The sequence below is a fragment of the Shewanella sediminis HAW-EB3 genome, assembly GCF_000018025.1.
In the GTDB taxonomy this organism is placed as follows: Bacteria; Pseudomonadota; Gammaproteobacteria; order Enterobacterales; family Shewanellaceae; genus Shewanella; species Shewanella sediminis.
Map to the genome: position 1 here is coordinate 887,689 of NC_009831.1, position 16,610 is coordinate 904,298.

Annotated in this window: 17 protein-coding genes; 14 read left to right on the top strand and 3 right to left on the bottom strand. The window is 46.6% G+C overall.

The features are described from left to right. Nucleotides 1-113: 113 nt before the first annotated feature. Both degQ and SSED_RS03830 read right to left on the bottom strand, forming a co-directional pair. Nucleotides 114-1,466, bottom strand: coding sequence for a Do family serine endopeptidase DegQ (gene degQ, locus SSED_RS03825; protein WP_012141092.1), 1,353 nt, complete (start codon nucleotides 1,464-1,466; stop codon nucleotides 114-116). A 153-nt stretch (nucleotides 1,467-1,619) separates the two neighbouring features. Next, entirely contained in the window at nucleotides 1,620-1,994 is a 375-nt protein-coding gene (locus SSED_RS03830) for a ZapG family protein (RefSeq protein WP_012141093.1), read from the bottom strand. A 190-nt stretch (nucleotides 1,995-2,184) separates the two neighbouring features. Between SSED_RS03830 and zapE the strand changes: the two genes are divergently transcribed. The 10 genes from zapE (at nucleotide 2,185) to SSED_RS03885 (ending at nucleotide 13,524) form a co-directional block, all read left to right on the top strand. After that, nucleotides 2,185-3,291, top strand: a complete 1,107-nt coding sequence (gene zapE, locus SSED_RS03835; RefSeq protein ID WP_012141094.1) for a cell division protein ZapE — start codon at nucleotides 2,185-2,187, stop codon at nucleotides 3,289-3,291. A 254-nt stretch (nucleotides 3,292-3,545) separates the two neighbouring features. Next, a complete protein-coding gene (gene rplM / locus SSED_RS03840) occupies nucleotides 3,546-3,977 on the top strand; it encodes a 50S ribosomal protein L13 (RefSeq protein WP_012141095.1) in 432 nt (143 codons plus the stop codon). A 14-nt stretch (nucleotides 3,978-3,991) separates the two neighbouring features. Then, nucleotides 3,992-4,384 (top strand): 30S ribosomal protein S9, encoded by a 393-nt coding sequence (gene rpsI / locus SSED_RS03845; protein WP_012141096.1) that lies wholly within the window; start codon nucleotides 3,992-3,994, stop codon nucleotides 4,382-4,384. Between the two features lie 146 nt (nucleotides 4,385-4,530). After that, nucleotides 4,531-4,719 (top strand): DUF2065 domain-containing protein, encoded by a 189-nt coding sequence (locus SSED_RS03850; RefSeq protein WP_041421531.1) that lies wholly within the window; start codon nucleotides 4,531-4,533, stop codon nucleotides 4,717-4,719. Nucleotides 4,720-4,785: 66 nt separating this feature from the next. Continuing rightward, nucleotides 4,786-6,081, top strand: a complete 1,296-nt coding sequence (locus SSED_RS03855) for an adenylosuccinate synthase (RefSeq protein WP_012141098.1) — start codon at nucleotides 4,786-4,788, stop codon at nucleotides 6,079-6,081. Between the two features lie 239 nt (nucleotides 6,082-6,320). Then, nucleotides 6,321-6,920 carry a tetratricopeptide repeat protein gene (locus tag SSED_RS03860; RefSeq protein ID WP_041421532.1) on the top strand — a complete coding sequence of 200 codons (600 nt, stop codon included), beginning with the start codon at nucleotides 6,321-6,323 and terminating at the stop codon, nucleotides 6,918-6,920. Between the two features lie 52 nt (nucleotides 6,921-6,972). Next, on the top strand, nucleotides 6,973-9,474 hold the full coding sequence (gene rnr, locus SSED_RS03865; RefSeq protein WP_012141100.1) for a ribonuclease R: 2,502 nt from the start codon (nucleotides 6,973-6,975) through the stop codon (nucleotides 9,472-9,474). After that, nucleotides 9,471-10,211: a 23S rRNA (guanosine(2251)-2'-O)-methyltransferase RlmB gene (gene rlmB / locus SSED_RS03870; protein ID WP_012141101.1), complete on the top strand. Its 741-nt coding sequence runs from the start codon at nucleotides 9,471-9,473 to the stop codon at nucleotides 10,209-10,211. The genes rnr and rlmB overlap by 4 nt, the downstream gene beginning before the upstream one ends. A 590-nt stretch (nucleotides 10,212-10,801) precedes the next feature. Further along, nucleotides 10,802-12,697 (top strand): hypothetical protein, encoded by a 1,896-nt coding sequence (locus SSED_RS03880; RefSeq protein ID WP_150104305.1) that lies wholly within the window; start codon nucleotides 10,802-10,804, stop codon nucleotides 12,695-12,697. A gap of 77 nt (nucleotides 12,698-12,774) precedes the next feature. Beyond that, nucleotides 12,775-13,524: a response regulator transcription factor gene (locus tag SSED_RS03885; protein WP_012141103.1), complete on the top strand. Its 750-nt coding sequence runs from the start codon at nucleotides 12,775-12,777 to the stop codon at nucleotides 13,522-13,524. Nucleotides 13,525-13,899: 375 nt separating this feature from the next. Here the strand turns inward: SSED_RS03885 and SSED_RS03890 are convergent, their stop codons facing one another. Beyond that, the gene (locus SSED_RS03890; protein ID WP_012141104.1) at nucleotides 13,900-14,649 is read right to left on the bottom strand and encodes a DUF481 domain-containing protein; all 750 of its coding nucleotides are present in this window, start codon (nucleotides 14,647-14,649) and stop codon (nucleotides 13,900-13,902) included. Between the two features lie 232 nt (nucleotides 14,650-14,881). Here SSED_RS03890 and rpsF point away from each other — a divergent pair, with 232 nt between their 5' ends. Genes rpsF through rplI form a run of 4 tightly spaced genes read left to right on the top strand, consistent with a single transcriptional unit; the run spans nucleotide 14,882 to nucleotide 16,334 of the window. Next, complete coding sequence (gene rpsF / locus SSED_RS03895) at nucleotides 14,882-15,301, top strand: 30S ribosomal protein S6 (protein ID WP_012141105.1); 420 nt, start codon at nucleotides 14,882-14,884, stop codon at nucleotides 15,299-15,301. 8 nt (nucleotides 15,302-15,309) lie between these two features. Continuing rightward, the gene (gene priB / locus SSED_RS03900; protein WP_012141106.1) at nucleotides 15,310-15,615 is read left to right on the top strand and encodes a primosomal replication protein N; all 306 of its coding nucleotides are present in this window, start codon (nucleotides 15,310-15,312) and stop codon (nucleotides 15,613-15,615) included. A gap of 11 nt (nucleotides 15,616-15,626) precedes the next feature. Continuing rightward, entirely contained in the window at nucleotides 15,627-15,854 is a 228-nt protein-coding gene (gene rpsR / locus SSED_RS03905) for a 30S ribosomal protein S18 (protein ID WP_005497284.1), read from the top strand. 27 nt (nucleotides 15,855-15,881) lie between these two features. After that, entirely contained in the window at nucleotides 15,882-16,334 is a 453-nt protein-coding gene (rplI, locus tag SSED_RS03910) for a 50S ribosomal protein L9 (protein WP_012141107.1), read from the top strand. Nucleotides 16,335-16,610 lie beyond the last annotated feature (276 nt).

A 16,610-nucleotide genomic window follows, 5' to 3' on the forward strand; every position in this document is an offset into this window, starting at 1 on the left:
GAGCTAGATTAACATGATTAGCCCTAATTAGCATGAAGGGACTGCTCCCTTCATGTGATCTCGACTAAGACGATAGCAGGGGAGCTGGCGTGCTCCCCCTGAGTTGACATGGGTTACCTTAATACAAGGTATAGGCTACTTTTTCCACGCTTGATCTTAAGTGCAACGGCGCCTTGCTGATCTTTAAGTGTTGCCTTAAGTGATTTCAGATCGTCAATCGAAGAGCGATTAACTCCAACAATGACATCTCCTTTTTGCAATCCACTGGCCGCAGCAGGCGAGTTTTGTGCAATATCAGTGATCTCAACACCATCATCGCTATTTTCCAGTGTCGCCCCGGCAAGCATTGGGTGAACGGCACCAGCCGCAGCTTCAATCGTCTTGCTCGCTTCACCTAGGACTGCGGTAACGCTTTCTTCATCTCCGTCTCGAATCAGGCCAAACTCTACTTTTGCACCAGCCCCCATAGTGGCGACTTTAGCCCTCAGTTCCTGGAAGCTCTTAATCTTACGACCATTGACACTGGTGATGATATCACCGGCCTTGATGCCAGCCTTATCGGCGGCACTATCTGTCATAACCTGATCGACAAAGCCGCCATGTTGGGTATCCAGACCAAAGCCTTGAGCGAGTTCACTGGTCAGGTCTCTGCCGGAAACGCCGAGTACACCACGACGGACTTCCCCGTGTTCGATAATTTGATCGACTAAGTTGTTGACCATATTGGCAGGTATAGCAAACCCAATTCCAACATTGCCGCCTCCTGGAGCCACGATAGCGGTATTGATCCCGATAAGATCCCCGTTGAGATTAACCAGTGCACCACCCGAGTTACCGCTGTTGATTGCGGCATCGGTTTGAATGAAGTTTTCAAGCATCTCTATACCCAGGCCCGAGCGTCCCATTGCACTCACAATGCCTGAAGTGACTGTCTGTCCCAGACCAAATGGGTTACCGATAGCGACTGCAAAATCGCCGACTCTAAGTTCATCTGAGTCTGCGCGTTTTACTGCAACCAGATTTTTAGCCTTTATCTGTAGTAAAGCAATATCCGACTCAGCATCTGTGCCGATAAGTTTTGCTTCGACTTCACGTCCGTCATGAAGTCCGATAAGGATCTCATCGGCACCGTCGATTACATGATTGTTGGTGACGATATACCCTTTATTCGCATCAATAATGACGCCCGAACCTAATCCACGGAAAGGCCGCTCTTGAACTTGTTCTTGAGGCGCGTTAGGACCAAAGAAGTAGCGGAAGGCGTCGGGGATTTTTTTCTTAGAAACATGTGTTCCCGATACTGCAACGGCGACAACGGCAGGTGTTGTGCGCTCTAGCATAGGTGCAAGGCTGGGGACACTCTGTCCGTCAACGGCCATCGGAATCGCAGCTTGGGATATTGCTGGCATCATAGTAAGCGAGGCTGTCAGGATAGCTGCAGAAAGTAAGCTTAATTTTGTTTTCATCTATTCATGGCTCCAATATCGGAAATGGATTTATGATCTCTTGAATATGTCTATTTGATTGTCTTTCATTGTCATTTCAAGAGATATTAAAGATCAATTGTTACTGATTCCGACCCTAAGCATAGGATGAAAGTTCATGATTATTAACAAAGGTTAATTATTTTGGTTTACGATGATGACGTTGTCGGTATCGAGTTGCTCATGAGTCTGACTAGATCGCGTATCCACAGTCTCCTTTGCACTAAAGGTTGGCAGTGCCTTAGCCTTGCTTTTGGGGGCTAAGGTGTTGGCTGCTTCATTCCATTGTCTGTTGACCCTGTTTAATTGCTCGGTTAGTTCGGCCAGCTGCTTATAGTGCCCCTCAAAATGATCGGTGACCTCTTGTTTATGTTGACCTAACTCTAAACGAGTCTGCTCCAATACCTTATCTTTACTGGTTGACTCATTATTGCGCGCGACGATAGTCCTGCCTACGTAGCCTAAGACGATGCCTAATACAAAAGTTGCAATGACTAATGGCCATTCCATATAACACTCCTCGCTGTTCGAAAATCGAGTATGACTAATAAAACATGACTAATAAAACTTAGTACATTGGTGATCATCGGCATGATACCATATACCCAAACAACCTCGAAGAGTTGACCATTTTCTTATACCGATTGGTATTAGCATGTCGAGATAGTGGTTCATTTAAGGATAAAAGAGAATATTTCACGTGTCTGATCTAACTCCATGGCAACATTACCAGCAAGATTTAAACCGAGCCGACTTCTCTCATGACACTGCGCAGGAACAAGCCGTAAAAAGCTTGCAGCGTGTCTATGATGAATTGCAGCTGATGAATTCGAAGCCAGGTGTATTCGGTAAGCTATCCTCTTTACTGGGGGCCAAGCCTCAAACGGTTCAGGGGCTCTATCTATGGGGAGGCGTCGGGCGCGGTAAGACATACCTGATGGACACCTTCTTTGATTCTCTGCCTGGTGATAAAAAATTACGGGCCCACTTTCACCGTTTCATGCATCAAATTCATATCGATCTCGACGGTTTGAAAGGGCAAAGGGATCCCTTATTGATCATTGCCAAGCAGATGTCTGAGCAATATCAGGTGATCTGTTTCGATGAGTTCTTCGTCTCCGATATTACCGACGCCATGTTACTCGGCACTCTTTTTCAGGCTCTCTTCAAAGAGGGCGTCGCTTTGGTCGCTACATCAAATATCATTCCCGACGAGCTATATAGGAATGGTTTACAGAGAGCTCGGTTCCTGCCTGCAATAGCATTAATCAATAAGCATTGCCAGATCCTCAATGTAGACTCGGGAATCGATTATCGTCTACGGACACTCGAGCAGGCGGAGATCTATCATTTTCCACTCGATGCCCAGGCCGATGAGAATCTACTCTCCTATTTCGATAAGCTGGCTCCGGAGTCTGAGGTATCCACTACTGATATCGAAGTGGACGGGAGAGATATTGCAATCAGGAAGCAAGCTCAGGGAGTGTTGCTTGCTAATTTTAGGGATCTCTGTGACGGTCCCAGAAGCCAAAGAGATTATATGGAGATCGCCTGCCTTTATCACACTGTGCTGCTCAGTGGCGTTGAACAGATGGGTGACAAGCAAACGGGTGATGATATTGCCCGTCGATTTTTAGCCATGGTGGATGAGTTTTATGAGCGCAATGTAAAGCTGATCATATCGGCTGAAGTGTCGTTAGAGGCCATTTATAGTGAGGGCATGCTGGATTTCGAGTTTAGGCGGTGTCGTTCCAGACTGACTGAAATGCAATCTCATGATTATCTGGCCCTAGAACATCTGCCCTGATTACTCTCTTTTTAGCTGTTTTAGCGCTTATTGGGTGGATACACTGAGAAAGCTGATAAATTTAATAAAAATTAGGTGATTTTTACCTCAGCTTTGACTATAATCCGCCACCTGCCCTCGTTACTCCATCAATATGATGGATGTTGTAAAGCCTAATTCTTTGCTCGAAGGGGCGGGGAATGGCACTATTTGTGTTATTTACCAATAATGGTAATAACATGTGAGACAGAATTTTAACATTGGGTTTTTGTAAAATGAAGACTACTTTTACTGCTACACCAGAGACAGTCACTCGCGAGTGGTTTGTTGTTGACGCCGAAGGTAAAACTTTAGGTCGTATCGCTACTGAAATTGCATCACGTCTACGTGGTAAGCATAAGCCAGAGTATACGCCTCATGTCGATACCGGCGACTACATCATCGTTATCAACGCTGAGAAAGTTACTGTTACTGGTAATAAAGCAAAAGGCAAAGTGTACTACTCGCATTCGGGTTTCATCGGTGGTATTAAGCAAATCACTTTTGAAAAGCTGCAAGACCATAAGCCTGAAATGATTATCGAGAAAGCAGTTAAGGGTATGTTACCTAAAGGTCCTTTAGGACGTGCCATGTTCCGTAAACTTAAAGTTTACGCTGGTACAGAACATAACCACGCTGCACAACAACCTCAAGTTCTTGATATCTAAACGGGATTAAGCTAATGGCTGCAACTCAGTACTACGGCACAGGCCGTCGCAAAACATCTACAGCTCGCGTATTCGCGAAAGTAGGAACTGGTAACATCGTTGTTAACCAACTTCCTCTAGATCAATATTTTGGTCGTGAAACTTCTCGTATGGTTGTTCGTCAGCCACTTGAGCTAGTTGAAATGACTGACAAGTTAGACATCTTTGTAACTGTTAAGGGTGGTGGTAACACTGGCCAAGCAGGTGCTATTCGTCACGGTATTACCCGTGCATTGATGGAACTTGATGAGTCACTACGTCCATCTCTACGTGCTGCTGGTTTCGTTACCCGTGATGCTCGTAAAGTTGAGCGTAAGAAAGTTGGTCTACGTAAAGCACGTCGTAAGCCACAGTTCTCAAAGCGTTAATATTTCGCTCTCGAGAATTCAAAAAACCCAGCTTTTGCTGGGTTTTTTATTGCCTGAAATTTAAAACTGCAACTCTTCTCTGTTTTTCTCCGCCTCTTTTGCTACTCTAGATCTAGTCGATCGTTCTGGATTGGAAACACTTAGTTATGTCTTTGCAACTAATCATGATTGCTCTGGGAATCGTGCTCATTATTGAGGGAATCGGGCCACTTTTATTTCCTAATCGTTGGAGGGCATACTTGAAAGAAATTTCAAATCAAAATCAGCAACTTCTACAGCGTTTGGGTGGTGGTTTAGTCACCGCAGGTGTCGTTTTGTTGATTATTTTTTCATAAAATACTTGCCTATCGCCCCTATAGATCTGCTAAAATCCCGTTTTAACCACTACCGTGCAGCAAATAATGGGCAAAAACGTCGTAGTTCTCGGCACCCAATGGGGTGACGAAGGAAAGGGTAAGATAGTCGATCTACTTACCGAACAGGCAAAATATGTCGTTCGATATCAAGGTGGCCACAATGCGGGTCACACTCTGGTTATCGATGGCGACAAAACCGTTCTTCATCTTATTCCATCAGGGATCTTACGTGATAATGTAAAATGCATTATCGGTAATGGCGTGGTGCTGGCACCTGACGCTCTGATGACTGAGATTAACATGCTAAAAGGGCGTGGAGTTCCTGTTGAGGAGCGTCTACTTATCTCTGAAGCGTGTCCACTCATCCTTCCATTCCATTGTGCTCTGGATGTTGCCCGTGAGAAAGCGCGCGGTAATAATGCTATTGGTACAACCGGACGTGGTATCGGTCCTGCTTATGAAGACAAGGTTTCACGCCGTGGTCTTCGTGTTGGCGATCTGTTTGATGCAGAGCTATTCGCAGAGAAGCTGAAAGATGTGATGTCTTATCACAACTTCATGTTGACTGAGTACTACAAGTGTGAAGAAGTGTCTTATGAAAAGACATTGAAAGATGCGCTTGCAATCGCCGATTACCTGAAGAGTATGTGCACCGACGTTACTGAGTTGCTTGATACAGCTCGTAAAGCGGGTGAGCCTATTCTGTTTGAAGGTGCACAAGGTACACTGCTCGATATCGACCATGGTACTTATCCGTTTGTAACCTCATCAAACACTACTGCCGGTGGTGTTGCGACAGGTTCAGGATTTGGCCCACGTCACCTTGATTACGTCTTAGGTATCATGAAGGCTTATACCACTCGTGTGGGTGCAGGTCCTTTCCCAACAGAGTTGGAAGACGAAATTGGTGACTACTTAGGTACTAAGGGTCATGAGTTCGGTGCGACTACTGGTCGTAAGCGTCGTCCAGGTTGGTTAGACGTAGTTGCAATGAAACGTGCAGTACAGATCAACAGCGTAAGCGGTTTCTGCCTGACTAAGCTAGATGTTCTGGATGGCCTGAAAGAAGTTAAGATCTGTGTTGGTTACCAGTATCCAGATGGCAGCATTGCTACAGTGACACCGCTTGCAGCCGAAGGCTATGAGCAGGTAACACCGGTGCTGGAAACTATGCCAGGTTGGAGCGAAACTACTTTTGGTGCGACTTCAGTAGAGCAACTGCCTCAAGCGGCGTTGAACTACATTAAGCGCCTCGAAGAGCTGTTAGAAACGCCAATCGATATTATCTCAACGGGTCCCGATAGAAACGAGACCATGATTCTGGTGAATCCGTTTAGTTAATATATAGAGGCCGCGTTAAGCGGCCTTTTTATTGGGCTTCTTTATTAAGTCAAATTCAGGTAGTTCTCAAGAAATGCGTTATACTGCCGATGAGATCAAGTACTGATGAGACAGAATATTTTTTTTACTATGAGTATCCTGTCTGATCACTACTTATGAATTTGTCGTTGAGAGAATCCATGTTGCGAGAAGTGCTAAAAGGTTCAATAAGAACCGTACTAAGATATCTATTGGTTGCAATGTTTTCGCTATCACCCATGCTGAGCTGGGCTGATACGAAGGCGTTAGATATCTATAGTCAGGAGCAGCTCATTGAGCTTATTCGAACTAAACAGTATCTCACCCGAGTGACGGGTGATGATTGTCAGCTAGTTCAGGATATTGAAGCCAGAGCAGAAGTACTGAAATTGCCGCTCTATCAGTACTTATGGGCAGAGATGCTCAATTATGGAATTTGCGTGAAGGCGAACCCTCCCAGAGGCATCTCTCTGCTAAGAAATTCTGCAGAACAGGGTAGCGCCGAGGCGATGGTGAGAATTGCCGAGTACTACCATGACGGCCAATTTGTGATCCAGGATAAAGAGCGTGCGATTCATTATGTATTGCCCGCAGCAGCCAATGGTGACCTGCCGGCACGGTTGATGTTAGTCAGGTTGTTTGGTGAGGGCTATGGTAGTCCAAGAGATTTTGAGATGGCATACCATTGGCTGTATAACGATGTATTTAGTGATGAGGCTACCAAGAAAGAAGCCTTAGAATTATTGAAGGTGCTCGAAGAGAAAATGCCGCCCAGCGCGATAGCTAGGGCAAAACAGGAGCACCTGAGATCCCGTAAATGATACCAGTTGGTATGACCCGGATAATTTCCGGGTAAAAAATTTGAGATATTGAATGATCAAAGATCCGCATTTGAAGCGTGAACAAGAAAATTATGAAAACCCCATTCCTAGCCGCGAGTTTATTTTAGAGTACTTGCGATCTGAAACATCACCTCTGAACCGTGAACGTATAGCCACAGCTCTGAAGATCGAAGGTGAAGAGCAGCTTGAAGCACTCAGGCGTCGCCTGCGTGCCATGGAGCGTGACGGTCAGTTAGTCTTTACCCGTGGTCAAGCCTATGGTTTACCAGAGAGAATGGACCTGTTAACAGGAACGATTATTGGGCATAAAGATGGTTTTGGCTTCCTGAAGCTTGAGGAGGGCGGTGACGACCTCTTTATTAATAACCGTGACATGCAGATGTATTTTCACGGCGATAAGGTACTGGCACAAAAAGCTGGTGTCGATCGCAAAGGCCGCCGTGAAGCCAGACTCGTTCGTTTAGTCGAGCAGAGAACTGCCGCTCTCGTGGGCCGTTTCCATCTGGATTCAGGTATGGCTTTTGTTATCGCCGATGACAGAAGAATAACCCAAGAGATCCTAATTCCTGACGAAGATCGCAATGGTGCCCGTCAAGGCGATATTGTGGTGTTAGAGCTCACTCGTCGACCAGGCCGATATGTTAAAGCGGCAGGTAAAGTAACCGAGGTGCTGGGTCAGCAGATGGCACCGGGAATGGAGATCGAGATTGCCCTGCGTAACTACGATCTACCCCATACCTGGTCGGGATTGATTGAGAAAAAATTGCGTGCGATTCCCGATGAAGTGACTGAGGCAGACAAAGAGGCGCGAGTCGATCTCAGAGGTTTGCCGCTGGTTACTATCGATGGCGAAGATGCCCGCGATTTCGATGACGCTGTATATGCTGAAAAGAAAAAGAGTGGTGGCTGGCGCTTATGGGTCGCTATCGCCGATGTTAGCCATTACGTGCGCACTGAATCTGCACTGGACAGAGAGGCACGTAGCCGAGGTAACTCAGTCTATTTTCCATCGCAAGTGATCCCTATGCTGCCGGAGAAGATCTCAAACGGATTATGCTCTTTGATGCCTGAGGTCGATCGTCTGTGTATGGTCGCTGAGATGACGATCTCTGCTGCTGGTAAATTATCGGGTTACAAGTTCTACCCTGCCGTGATGCACTCTCATGCTCGTCTGACTTATACCCAAGTGGCCGATATGCTCGAAGGTGGAGAGGTGAGTGATAAGCTCAAACCTATTTTCCCACACCTTCAGACGCTGCAGTCTCTGTACCTGACTCTAGACGAGACTCGCGCCGAACGCGGTGCTATCGCATTTGAAACTACTGAGACTCAGTTCGTTTTCAATGATGACAGGAAGATTGACAGCATAGTGCCACGCAATCGCAATCAGGCGCATAAGATCATTGAAGAATGCATGATCTTAGCCAACGTTGCCTCGGCTAAGTTTGTGAAAAAGCACAAAGGTGAAGTGCTTTATCGCGTACATGAGTCACCATCTGAGCAGAAGTTAACTAACTTCAAAGACTTCTTGAAAGAGCGTGGTTTAACCATGGAAGGCGGGCTTGAGCCTACGCCTAAAGATTATCAGGCCATCATGGAGAAGATTGCCGATAGACCCGATGCCGAACTGATTCAGGTGATGTTGTTACGCTCTATGCGTCAGGCAACATACACCCCGGATAACGAAGGGCACTTTGGTTTAGCCCTGGAGGCATATTCGCATTTTACTTCGCCTATTCGTCGCTACCCGGATCTGATCCTGCATCGCGTCATTCGTTATCTGTTAGCGAAGGAGAAAGGTGAGGCGAAAGAGAAGTGGACGCCCTGTGGTGGTTACAATTATCAAATTGAAGAGCTCGACCTGCTAGGTGAAGAGTGTTCGACCACAGAGCGCCGAGCCGATGAAGCGACGCGTGACGTGAGTGACTGGCTCAAGTGTGAATTTATGCAGGACCATGTCGGTGATACGTTCGAGGCTGTAATTGCCTCCGTGACCCACTTCGGCATGTTTGTTCGTTTAGATAAACTGTTTATCGATGGTCTGGTTCATATCTCCAGTCTGGGTAGCGATTACTATCAATATGATAATATGCGCCAACGCCTGGTCGGTGAAGCCTCGGGTCAAGTCTATCAACTTGGTGATGCGGTAACGGTTAAGGTCGCCGGTGTTAATCTTGATGATCGTCAGATCGATCTGATGATGGCGGGTGAGGAAGGTAAGTCTAAACGTCCAAGCCGTGGCAAGAAGCCGATGACAGCCCGTGAGAGAGTGAATGCCGAAGGCGCCAAATTGGCCAAGGGTGATAAGAGCGACAAGCCTAAACGACGCGGTTCTCGCTCAAAAGCCGGTAAGGGTAAAGCTTCTGGTGAAAAGAGCCTAGGTTCTGGTAAAACGAGTACAAGTGGTGGAGCTAAGAAGTCCGGCGCTAAAACAGCAACGGCAGCTAAGAAGTCGAAGGCTAAAAAGTCTTCAGCAAAAAAGAGCTCGGCCAAGCGTAAAGTCAAAGCAAGCAATAGAGACAGTAATAGATGAAAAAACAAGATTTCACCTTCGGAATTCACGCCGTAGAAGCGGTACTAAAGCACAGTCCAGAACGAGTGATCGAAATGTGGGTGCAGGCTGGCCGCGATGATCAAAGATTAGCTACGCTACTGCAGATGGCTGCTGAATACGGTGTTTCAGTGCAAACATCTGCGCGAAAAGTTCTTGATGAAAAGTCTGATAATGGACAACACCAAGGTGTACTAGCCCGCGTAAAAGCCGTAAAGCAGCTCAATGATAATGATCTGTTAGCACTGGTAGAGAAGACTGAAACCCCTTTCTTCCTAATCTTAGACGGTGTTACCGATCCGCATAATCTGGGTGCCTGTCTGCGTAATGCCGATGCCGCCGGAGTACACGGCGTTATTGTTCCTCGTGATAACTCTGTAGGCTTAACGCCAACAGTGAGCAAAGTGGCATGTGGTGCGGCAGAAGTTGTGCCTCTGTTTCAGGTGACCAATCTAGCGCGCACCATGAAGAGCCTGCAAGATAAAGGCGTGTGGATTGTTGGCGCAGCGGGAGAAGCCGATAGCGACCTATACAAGACAGATCTTAAAGGTTCTCTTGCTATCGCCATGGGCGCCGAAGATAAAGGTCTGCGTCGTCTGACTCGTGAGAGTTGCGATTCGATTGCATCGATACCTATGTCTGGGTCTGTCTCGAGCCTGAATGTCTCGGTTGCCAGCGGGATCTGTTTGTTTGAGGCTGTACGCCAGAGATTAGGTTAAGTTTCTGAAAACTTAACTATCGTCATTTTGGGAGCTTGTATTCCATAGTGTATCGAATGCCGATGCGGATTAGTCTTCATCGGCATTTTTTGTTTTTCATCGTTCGGTTTGATGACCGTTACCGGCATTGATGAGTTTATGAAAGTCGAACCTTCATGGTTATCTATCACCTGCGGTGAGCGCATGTGCAGATACTTCTACGAAACGCCGTAAATCCTTCCATGGAGGCTCGACGATGGCATCCATGCCATCAACGTCCGCAGCCGCATCTACACTGGGTTATTTTTCTCTTCGATTAGACCTGAATAACTTGCTCGCTCATGGCATCGAATAAACGATATACTGTCTAAACGATCGCGTAACACATGTTGGAAGGGCTACTGAATTCCCTGACTGCCATTGACCAAATAATTGTTGGTGTCTTGGTTATCTGTTGCTTCGATAAAGGGGATAAACAGCCAATGAGGCGGAAGTCTCAATTCCGCGAGATGGTCACAGAACTTGCAAGATTCTACAGTGAAGTGATTTTGCGCTATCTGTATATTTGCTCTGAATATACGGCACCTTCTTTGCCGTGTCTGTTGGAGTAAATGATGAAATACAATCAGATCTTTTTGTTACTACTAACCTCCTCTCTGCTCGTTGCCTGCGGTGATAGCAACAGCCCAGCGCCGGAGCCTACTCAACCGCCTCAATCCCAATATGATTACCTAGATGTAAAAATGAAGCCGACGGCACCCAAGTCAGGAACTGTTACAGTTATGTTGGGGGAGTTTGATAACAAGATAACCCAGTGGATACTGGACAACCCAACTGCAGACCTCAACAAGGATGGTGGTGTGGGATTGTTGGATGCCCACCTTGCCGGAGTCTATAACGATGATAAAGAGAGCATTGAAGTGGATCTCTCTGATATGGCCGACTTCCTTGCCACTAATCCGGATGGCTTGGGTGCCGGTACGGCGAGGCCTGATATATTTAAACCTGGCCACTTCTCCGCGTTTGATCTGCTTCGGTATCTTTCGGGGGGCCGGGACGATCTTGAACTGAGTGGGATAACCAATTACGATACCACCGGCCTGGGCACTTACACCTTCAACGTCTCCTTCGATGCGGATCAGTCCGGCATCTTTGACCCCGGAACAGAGGAGACGAATAATGGCAACTGGCACTTCCGCTTCAACGCCCATGGCGGCGATTTCAATCGTGCCCGGGGAAATATGCAGGGTTTTTCTCCTTCTGGTGAGGCTAACTATATCAGGATGGATGAATACTGGCTTCAGGATGGCTCCTTGATCACCTTCCAGCCCTTTTCCGACGAGATGACGGCACGGCGCCAGTGGATCCAGCGACAGGAAGTCCTGAACTTTGAGGCCAGTGGCAACCAGCCAATGGTACCGTCCATTACGGCCCTAACCTTTGATGCTAACTGGAATCCTTCAGTTCAAGCACAAGCCAATGACGTTAAAATTACCGCTCACAACCATAGGGACGATATCTTCCAGCCCGGGGTGGTCACTGTTATGGATGCGATGATCTCCGCTCAGGAGCAATTGAACGGTGTTAGTTTCTCCTACTGGGATACCCTGTCAACAGGTGCCAAAGTAGGGCACTGGGCTGTATCCAGCATCGGCGGTAAGCGTAACTCTGGACTCTATGGTTGGTTTTCTGAGTTTCACAATCCGGCAAATAAGCCTGGAGATCCGGACTTTAGTAAATATCCAAATTGCAATTGGGGTATTGATGGCAGTCAAGACGGCGAACCTCGTGTTTCCCAAGAGGTATGCCAGCGAGATTGGGCTGGTGCCTTTGGTGGCGAGCTTGTGCATATGCTGCCGGATGTTTACCCAATGAACTACGGGTATAACAATTTCTCTTATGTATACGGATCGATGTACGATATTTTTGGCCCAACAAAACGCGATATTAATAATTCCTTGGTATGGGAGTACAAAGAAGGAGAACAGCTAGACAAGGTTACTTTTCAAACCTTCGAGCTACCTTCGTCGCCGGTAGGTAACGCGTCATTGCTGGATGAAGCCCACTTTGGTTGGCAAATTGCCGATTGCACCCTGTGCCATAATGAGTTAAAGGAGCCTCTTGGGCACGGAGGTCACAGCTGGCCGATCAATAGCCGGGACGGCTTCAGCCAGTCGCAGCCTTACTACTGTGCTAGTTGTCACGGTGCCAACGGTGCACCTAAGGCCCACGGCGAGGATGATCGCTGCTTCTTCTGCCACGCAGGAGAGAAGCTACCGAAAAAACACGGCGATGCCTCCACTAAGGTGCTATACAAAGGGGCTGATAAGATGATGGGCAACAAGATGTATGGGTTCAACCCCAAGTATCGGGGAGTTCCAGCGGATGAGTTTGGTAACCATAAACCCATTGAACAGCGCTGGAATTCCAGAAATAATGACTGGGACATAAGCCGTGTATTCCCTGACCCTTATGCCTGCATGACTTGCCATCAGCAACCGGAGTAGGACAGCAACAAAACCTGCGCACCTGCGCAGGTTTCTTCACCTGTCTCTGGGCATTTTGGGTATTAAGAGGTAACGACTTGGACAAACTAACACCAAAGCATGCCGATCTACACCACAACTTGGTTTTAGCGTTGAATCAGTTTGGTTTTAACGGCTTTAATTTCACGTTAAGCAGTGAGTTAGCCGGTGAGATTAGCATCAATCTGTCTAAGTTGGAGGAGTTCAGCCCCCGCGTCATGAAACGTGAGAAATTTACTCTAGTATCGTGCAACCGAGCTCTGGAGATCCGTCGTTATTATGTAAGCTTTTTTGCCGATCGAAGAGAAAGCGGTTTCACCATGGCCAGGAAGCTAGGGGCAACTATTTGGGACGGTCCGGATCTGAGCAAACCCAGTGGGCATCAGCTAAGGGATTTTCTGCATCAACGACAGGTGAGCAGCGTCGCCTTGTGGCTGGTGGAGACTAGCTCCCATTGGACAGGTTATTTCACCCTGTTTTCTAACCAGCAGTACACGCAGCTTTGCCGCAACTGTTGGGAGAATGGCGCAGAAATTGATGCCTTGCTACGTCTCTATGGTGAATTCTACTCCTCGGAGTTTAGTGAGAAGCTTAATCCCATCTTCAATTACGATATCATCAACCAAAAGTCGCTTAATATACTTAACCTGTTGGCAGAGGGGGGCAGCATCAAGGAGATCAGTGCCCGTCAGAATCTCTCCGAACGGGGCATATGCTATCACGTGGACAGGATGAAGGAGATACTCTGCTGCCACAATCGATATCATCTGGTGCATAAGGCTCATCAGCTTGGCTTACTTCGAAAGTAGAAGAGGGTGAGGCCAGAGGGTTAATCGTGCCATATATGGCACTGTTATTGGTTGTTCTCTAAGCAAATTTCATGAGTTATAACTTTGGCGTTAACTTATTCTAATTTAAAAAAGTGTCGCTGATTACATGAAAACTGCAATCGATGAGAAGAATAAACTAGTGTAAATGCGGCTGTGACCTTCCGTGACAGGGATGTCACGGCAGAGCCCACAGGGATTGTGCTTGCGGCGTGTCACAGAAGTGTTTGCACATTAGGCGAGCCGCAGGCTATAGATTATATTGAAGCCTTGGTTTCAAAAAGCTAAGTGAATACTAATAAAGCCAGATGAACCAATAAAAGATATTTGAAACTTGTTATCCGACAAGTTCATCCACTACTGGAATGTGTACAGTAAGTTGAATGTAGTTATGGTATCAGTCTGCTTGGTGCCTTCGGGAACCACGTCTGTGTATTTGATGTTGACGCCTATCTTGAAGGCCCAGTCCTGGAACAGGGTGTTCTTATAGCTCATGTCTAAGGTGAGGGTGCTGTTGTCTTCACCGGCTTCGGCGGTGAGATCGGCATTTAAGCTGGTGTATTCCTGGAGCTTCTGCTCAAATTTTACTGCCGTACGTAGAATCACGTCGCGATTGGCTTGGGGATCGGGTTCGGCTTCTGTCTCTATCGGCATGTTATATCGATAACCTGGGCCGACTTCAAGACTGAGTTTAGTGCTGTGATCTGAGATAGCATCGAAACCATAACCGGTAGATACGGTCGATATTTGAGTGTAACTGCCGTAGCGATCTAAGGTGAAGTCGCCTCGACCGAAGACATAGCCATCGAACCCGCCACTGAGTTTATAGCTCGACTGAAGCTGAACATCGTACTTCTCTGAGGTGGTTTTCTCATCATCGGCCGCAAAATAAGCTTTTACCGTCCCCTCTTGCTTCGTCTTTTCCGTGTCGTAAACGAGTTTAGTTCGGCCGTTAAAGCTACTGGATTCTGTGTTACCTGTATTGAGTTGAAAACCGGCTTCAATCTCGGCGGTAAAATCGCTCGGGGGCTCTTGATAATCCGGTGGGACTAAAGCCAGTGCCGATAGGGGGAAAGTTAAAAATAGGACTGCTATGGCTCTAAACATTTTTTTATTCTTATGACTATTATTTTTATGCGGTGAGGCTCTATTTTGTCGAGCCAATATCATACCTATAATGCCAAGCATCGGTAAAGTGAATATTGTCAAAAATTGGTTGAATTTATCGTTCGCTTTGTGTAGTATTCCGCGTCCTAAATCAGTCACTTTAATTAGTTCCTTGCCTCTATTTGGTTTGACTGAGCCAACAACGAGGCTAGATAACCGTAAGGAGCAAAAAATGCGTCATTATGAAATCGTATTTTTGGTTCACCCTGATCAGAGTGAACAAGTACCTGGTATGATTGAGCGTTACACGGGTATTCTTACCCAAGCTGGCGGTCAAGTACATCGTTTAGAAGATTGGGGCCGTCGTCAACTGGCTTACCCAATTATCGAACTGCATAAAGCTCACTATGTTCTTATGAACGTAGAAGCATCTGCAGAGTCGGTTGAAGAACTTGAAACAGCTTTCCGTTTCAACGACGCTGTTCTGCGTAGCATGGTTATGCGTACTAAAGCAGCCATCACTGAAGCATCTCCAATGGCTAAAGCGAAAGACGAGCGTGATTCACGTCGTTCTAGCGAAGGCGAGCGTCGTAGTGCGCCTGCTGAAGCAACTGAAGAAGTTAAAGAAACCGCTGAAAAAGCAGCTGAGTAAGTTTTTCTGTGGCCACAAACCATTTGGTGTTATCGGGAACGATTACTCGTTCCAGAAGCTTTAAAAGCCCGGCAGGAATTGCACATAGTGTGATTATGTTGGAACACAAGTCTCAGTGTTTTGAAGCAGAAATGCTTAGAAACGTATACTGTCAGATGCAAGTGATATTTAGTGGCGAACGCTTTGAAAGCGTTACAGAACAACTGAAATCCGGTGTGGATATCGAGGTTCAGGGATTTATTGCTCTTCAACAGAGCAGAAATGGTCAGAATCGTTTGGTATTACACGCTGAAAATGTCGAATTGAAAACTTAGGAGACTGTCACATGGCACGTTATTTCCGTCGTCGCAAGTTCTGCCGTTTCACTGCAGAAGGTGTTACAGAGATCGATTACAAAGATATCGTAACTTTGAAGAACTATATCACTGAAAGTGGTAAAATTGTTCCTAGTCGTATCACTGGTACAAATGCTAAATATCAACGTCAACTAGCTCGCGCTATCAAGCGTGCTCGTTATCTTTCTCTACTGCCGTACACTGATCTTCATCAGTAATACTGCATAAATTTAGAGGAATTAATAATGAACGTTATTTTACTTGATAAAATTGCTAACCTAGGAAATCTAGGTGACCAAGTTGCAGTTAAAGCTGGTTACGCACGTAACTTCCTTCTGCCACAAGGTAAAGCTGTTGTTGCTAACACTGCTAACACTGAAGTCTTTGAAGCACGTCGTGCTGAATTAGAAGCTAAGTTAGTTGCTGACCTGACTGCTGCTAACGAGCGCGCTGAGAAAATCAACGCACTTGAATCTATCGTTATCGCTTCTAAAGCTGGTGACGAAGGTAAGCTGTTCGGTTCAATTGGTAACCGTGACATCGCTGATGCAGTTACAGCTGCTGGTGTTGAACTTGCTAAGAGCGAAGTTCGTCTTCCACTAGGTGCTTTACGTACTACTGGTGAATTCGAAGTTGAAGTTCAGGTTCACACTGAAGTTAAAGCTATTGTTAAGCTTTCTGTTGTTGCAGAAGACTAATACATTAGTTTAAAGCGAAACGACTTACATGCTTCGGTATTAAGTCTAAAGCTTTAAAAGAAAACACCGCGCTAATTTAATTAGGCGGTGTTTTTTTATGTCTGTAGGAAAGTGATTTAGAGCTGAGATGACGCTTCGCTGGTAGGGCCGAGATGACGCTTCGCTGGTAGGGCTGAGATAAAGCTTCGCTGGTAGGGCTGAGATGACGCTTCGCTGCTAGAGCCGAGATGGCGCTTTGCTGGTAGAGCTGAGATGACGCTGCGCTGGTAGAGCTGA

Excerpts from the sequence above, each read along its gene's own strand:
- degQ (WP_012141092.1), bottom strand. The coding sequence starts at position 1,466 with ATGAAAACAAAATTAAGCTTACTTTCTGCAGCTATCCTGACAGCCTCG.
- SSED_RS03830 (WP_012141093.1), bottom strand. The coding sequence starts at position 1,994 with ATGGAATGGCCATTAGTCATTGCAACTTTTGTATTAGGCATCGTCTTA.
- rplM (WP_012141095.1), top strand. The coding sequence starts at position 3,546 with ATGAAGACTACTTTTACTGCTACACCAGAGACAGTCACTCGCGAGTGG.
- rpsI (WP_012141096.1), top strand. The coding sequence starts at position 3,992 with ATGGCTGCAACTCAGTACTACGGCACAGGCCGTCGCAAAACATCTACA.
- SSED_RS03850 (WP_041421531.1), top strand. The coding sequence starts at position 4,531 with ATGTCTTTGCAACTAATCATGATTGCTCTGGGAATCGTGCTCATTATT.
- SSED_RS03855 (WP_012141098.1), top strand. The coding sequence starts at position 4,786 with ATGGGCAAAAACGTCGTAGTTCTCGGCACCCAATGGGGTGACGAAGGA.
- SSED_RS03860 (WP_041421532.1), top strand. The coding sequence starts at position 6,321 with ATGTTTTCGCTATCACCCATGCTGAGCTGGGCTGATACGAAGGCGTTA.
- rnr (WP_012141100.1), top strand. The coding sequence starts at position 6,973 with ATGATCAAAGATCCGCATTTGAAGCGTGAACAAGAAAATTATGAAAAC.
- rlmB (WP_012141101.1), top strand. The coding sequence starts at position 9,471 with ATGAAAAAACAAGATTTCACCTTCGGAATTCACGCCGTAGAAGCGGTA.
- SSED_RS03880 (WP_150104305.1), top strand. The coding sequence starts at position 10,802 with ATGATGAAATACAATCAGATCTTTTTGTTACTACTAACCTCCTCTCTG.
- SSED_RS03890 (WP_012141104.1), bottom strand. The coding sequence starts at position 14,649 with ATGTTTAGAGCCATAGCAGTCCTATTTTTAACTTTCCCCCTATCGGCA.
- rpsF (WP_012141105.1), top strand. The coding sequence starts at position 14,882 with ATGCGTCATTATGAAATCGTATTTTTGGTTCACCCTGATCAGAGTGAA.
- rpsR (WP_005497284.1), top strand. The coding sequence starts at position 15,627 with ATGGCACGTTATTTCCGTCGTCGCAAGTTCTGCCGTTTCACTGCAGAA.
- rplI (WP_012141107.1), top strand. The coding sequence starts at position 15,882 with ATGAACGTTATTTTACTTGATAAAATTGCTAACCTAGGAAATCTAGGT.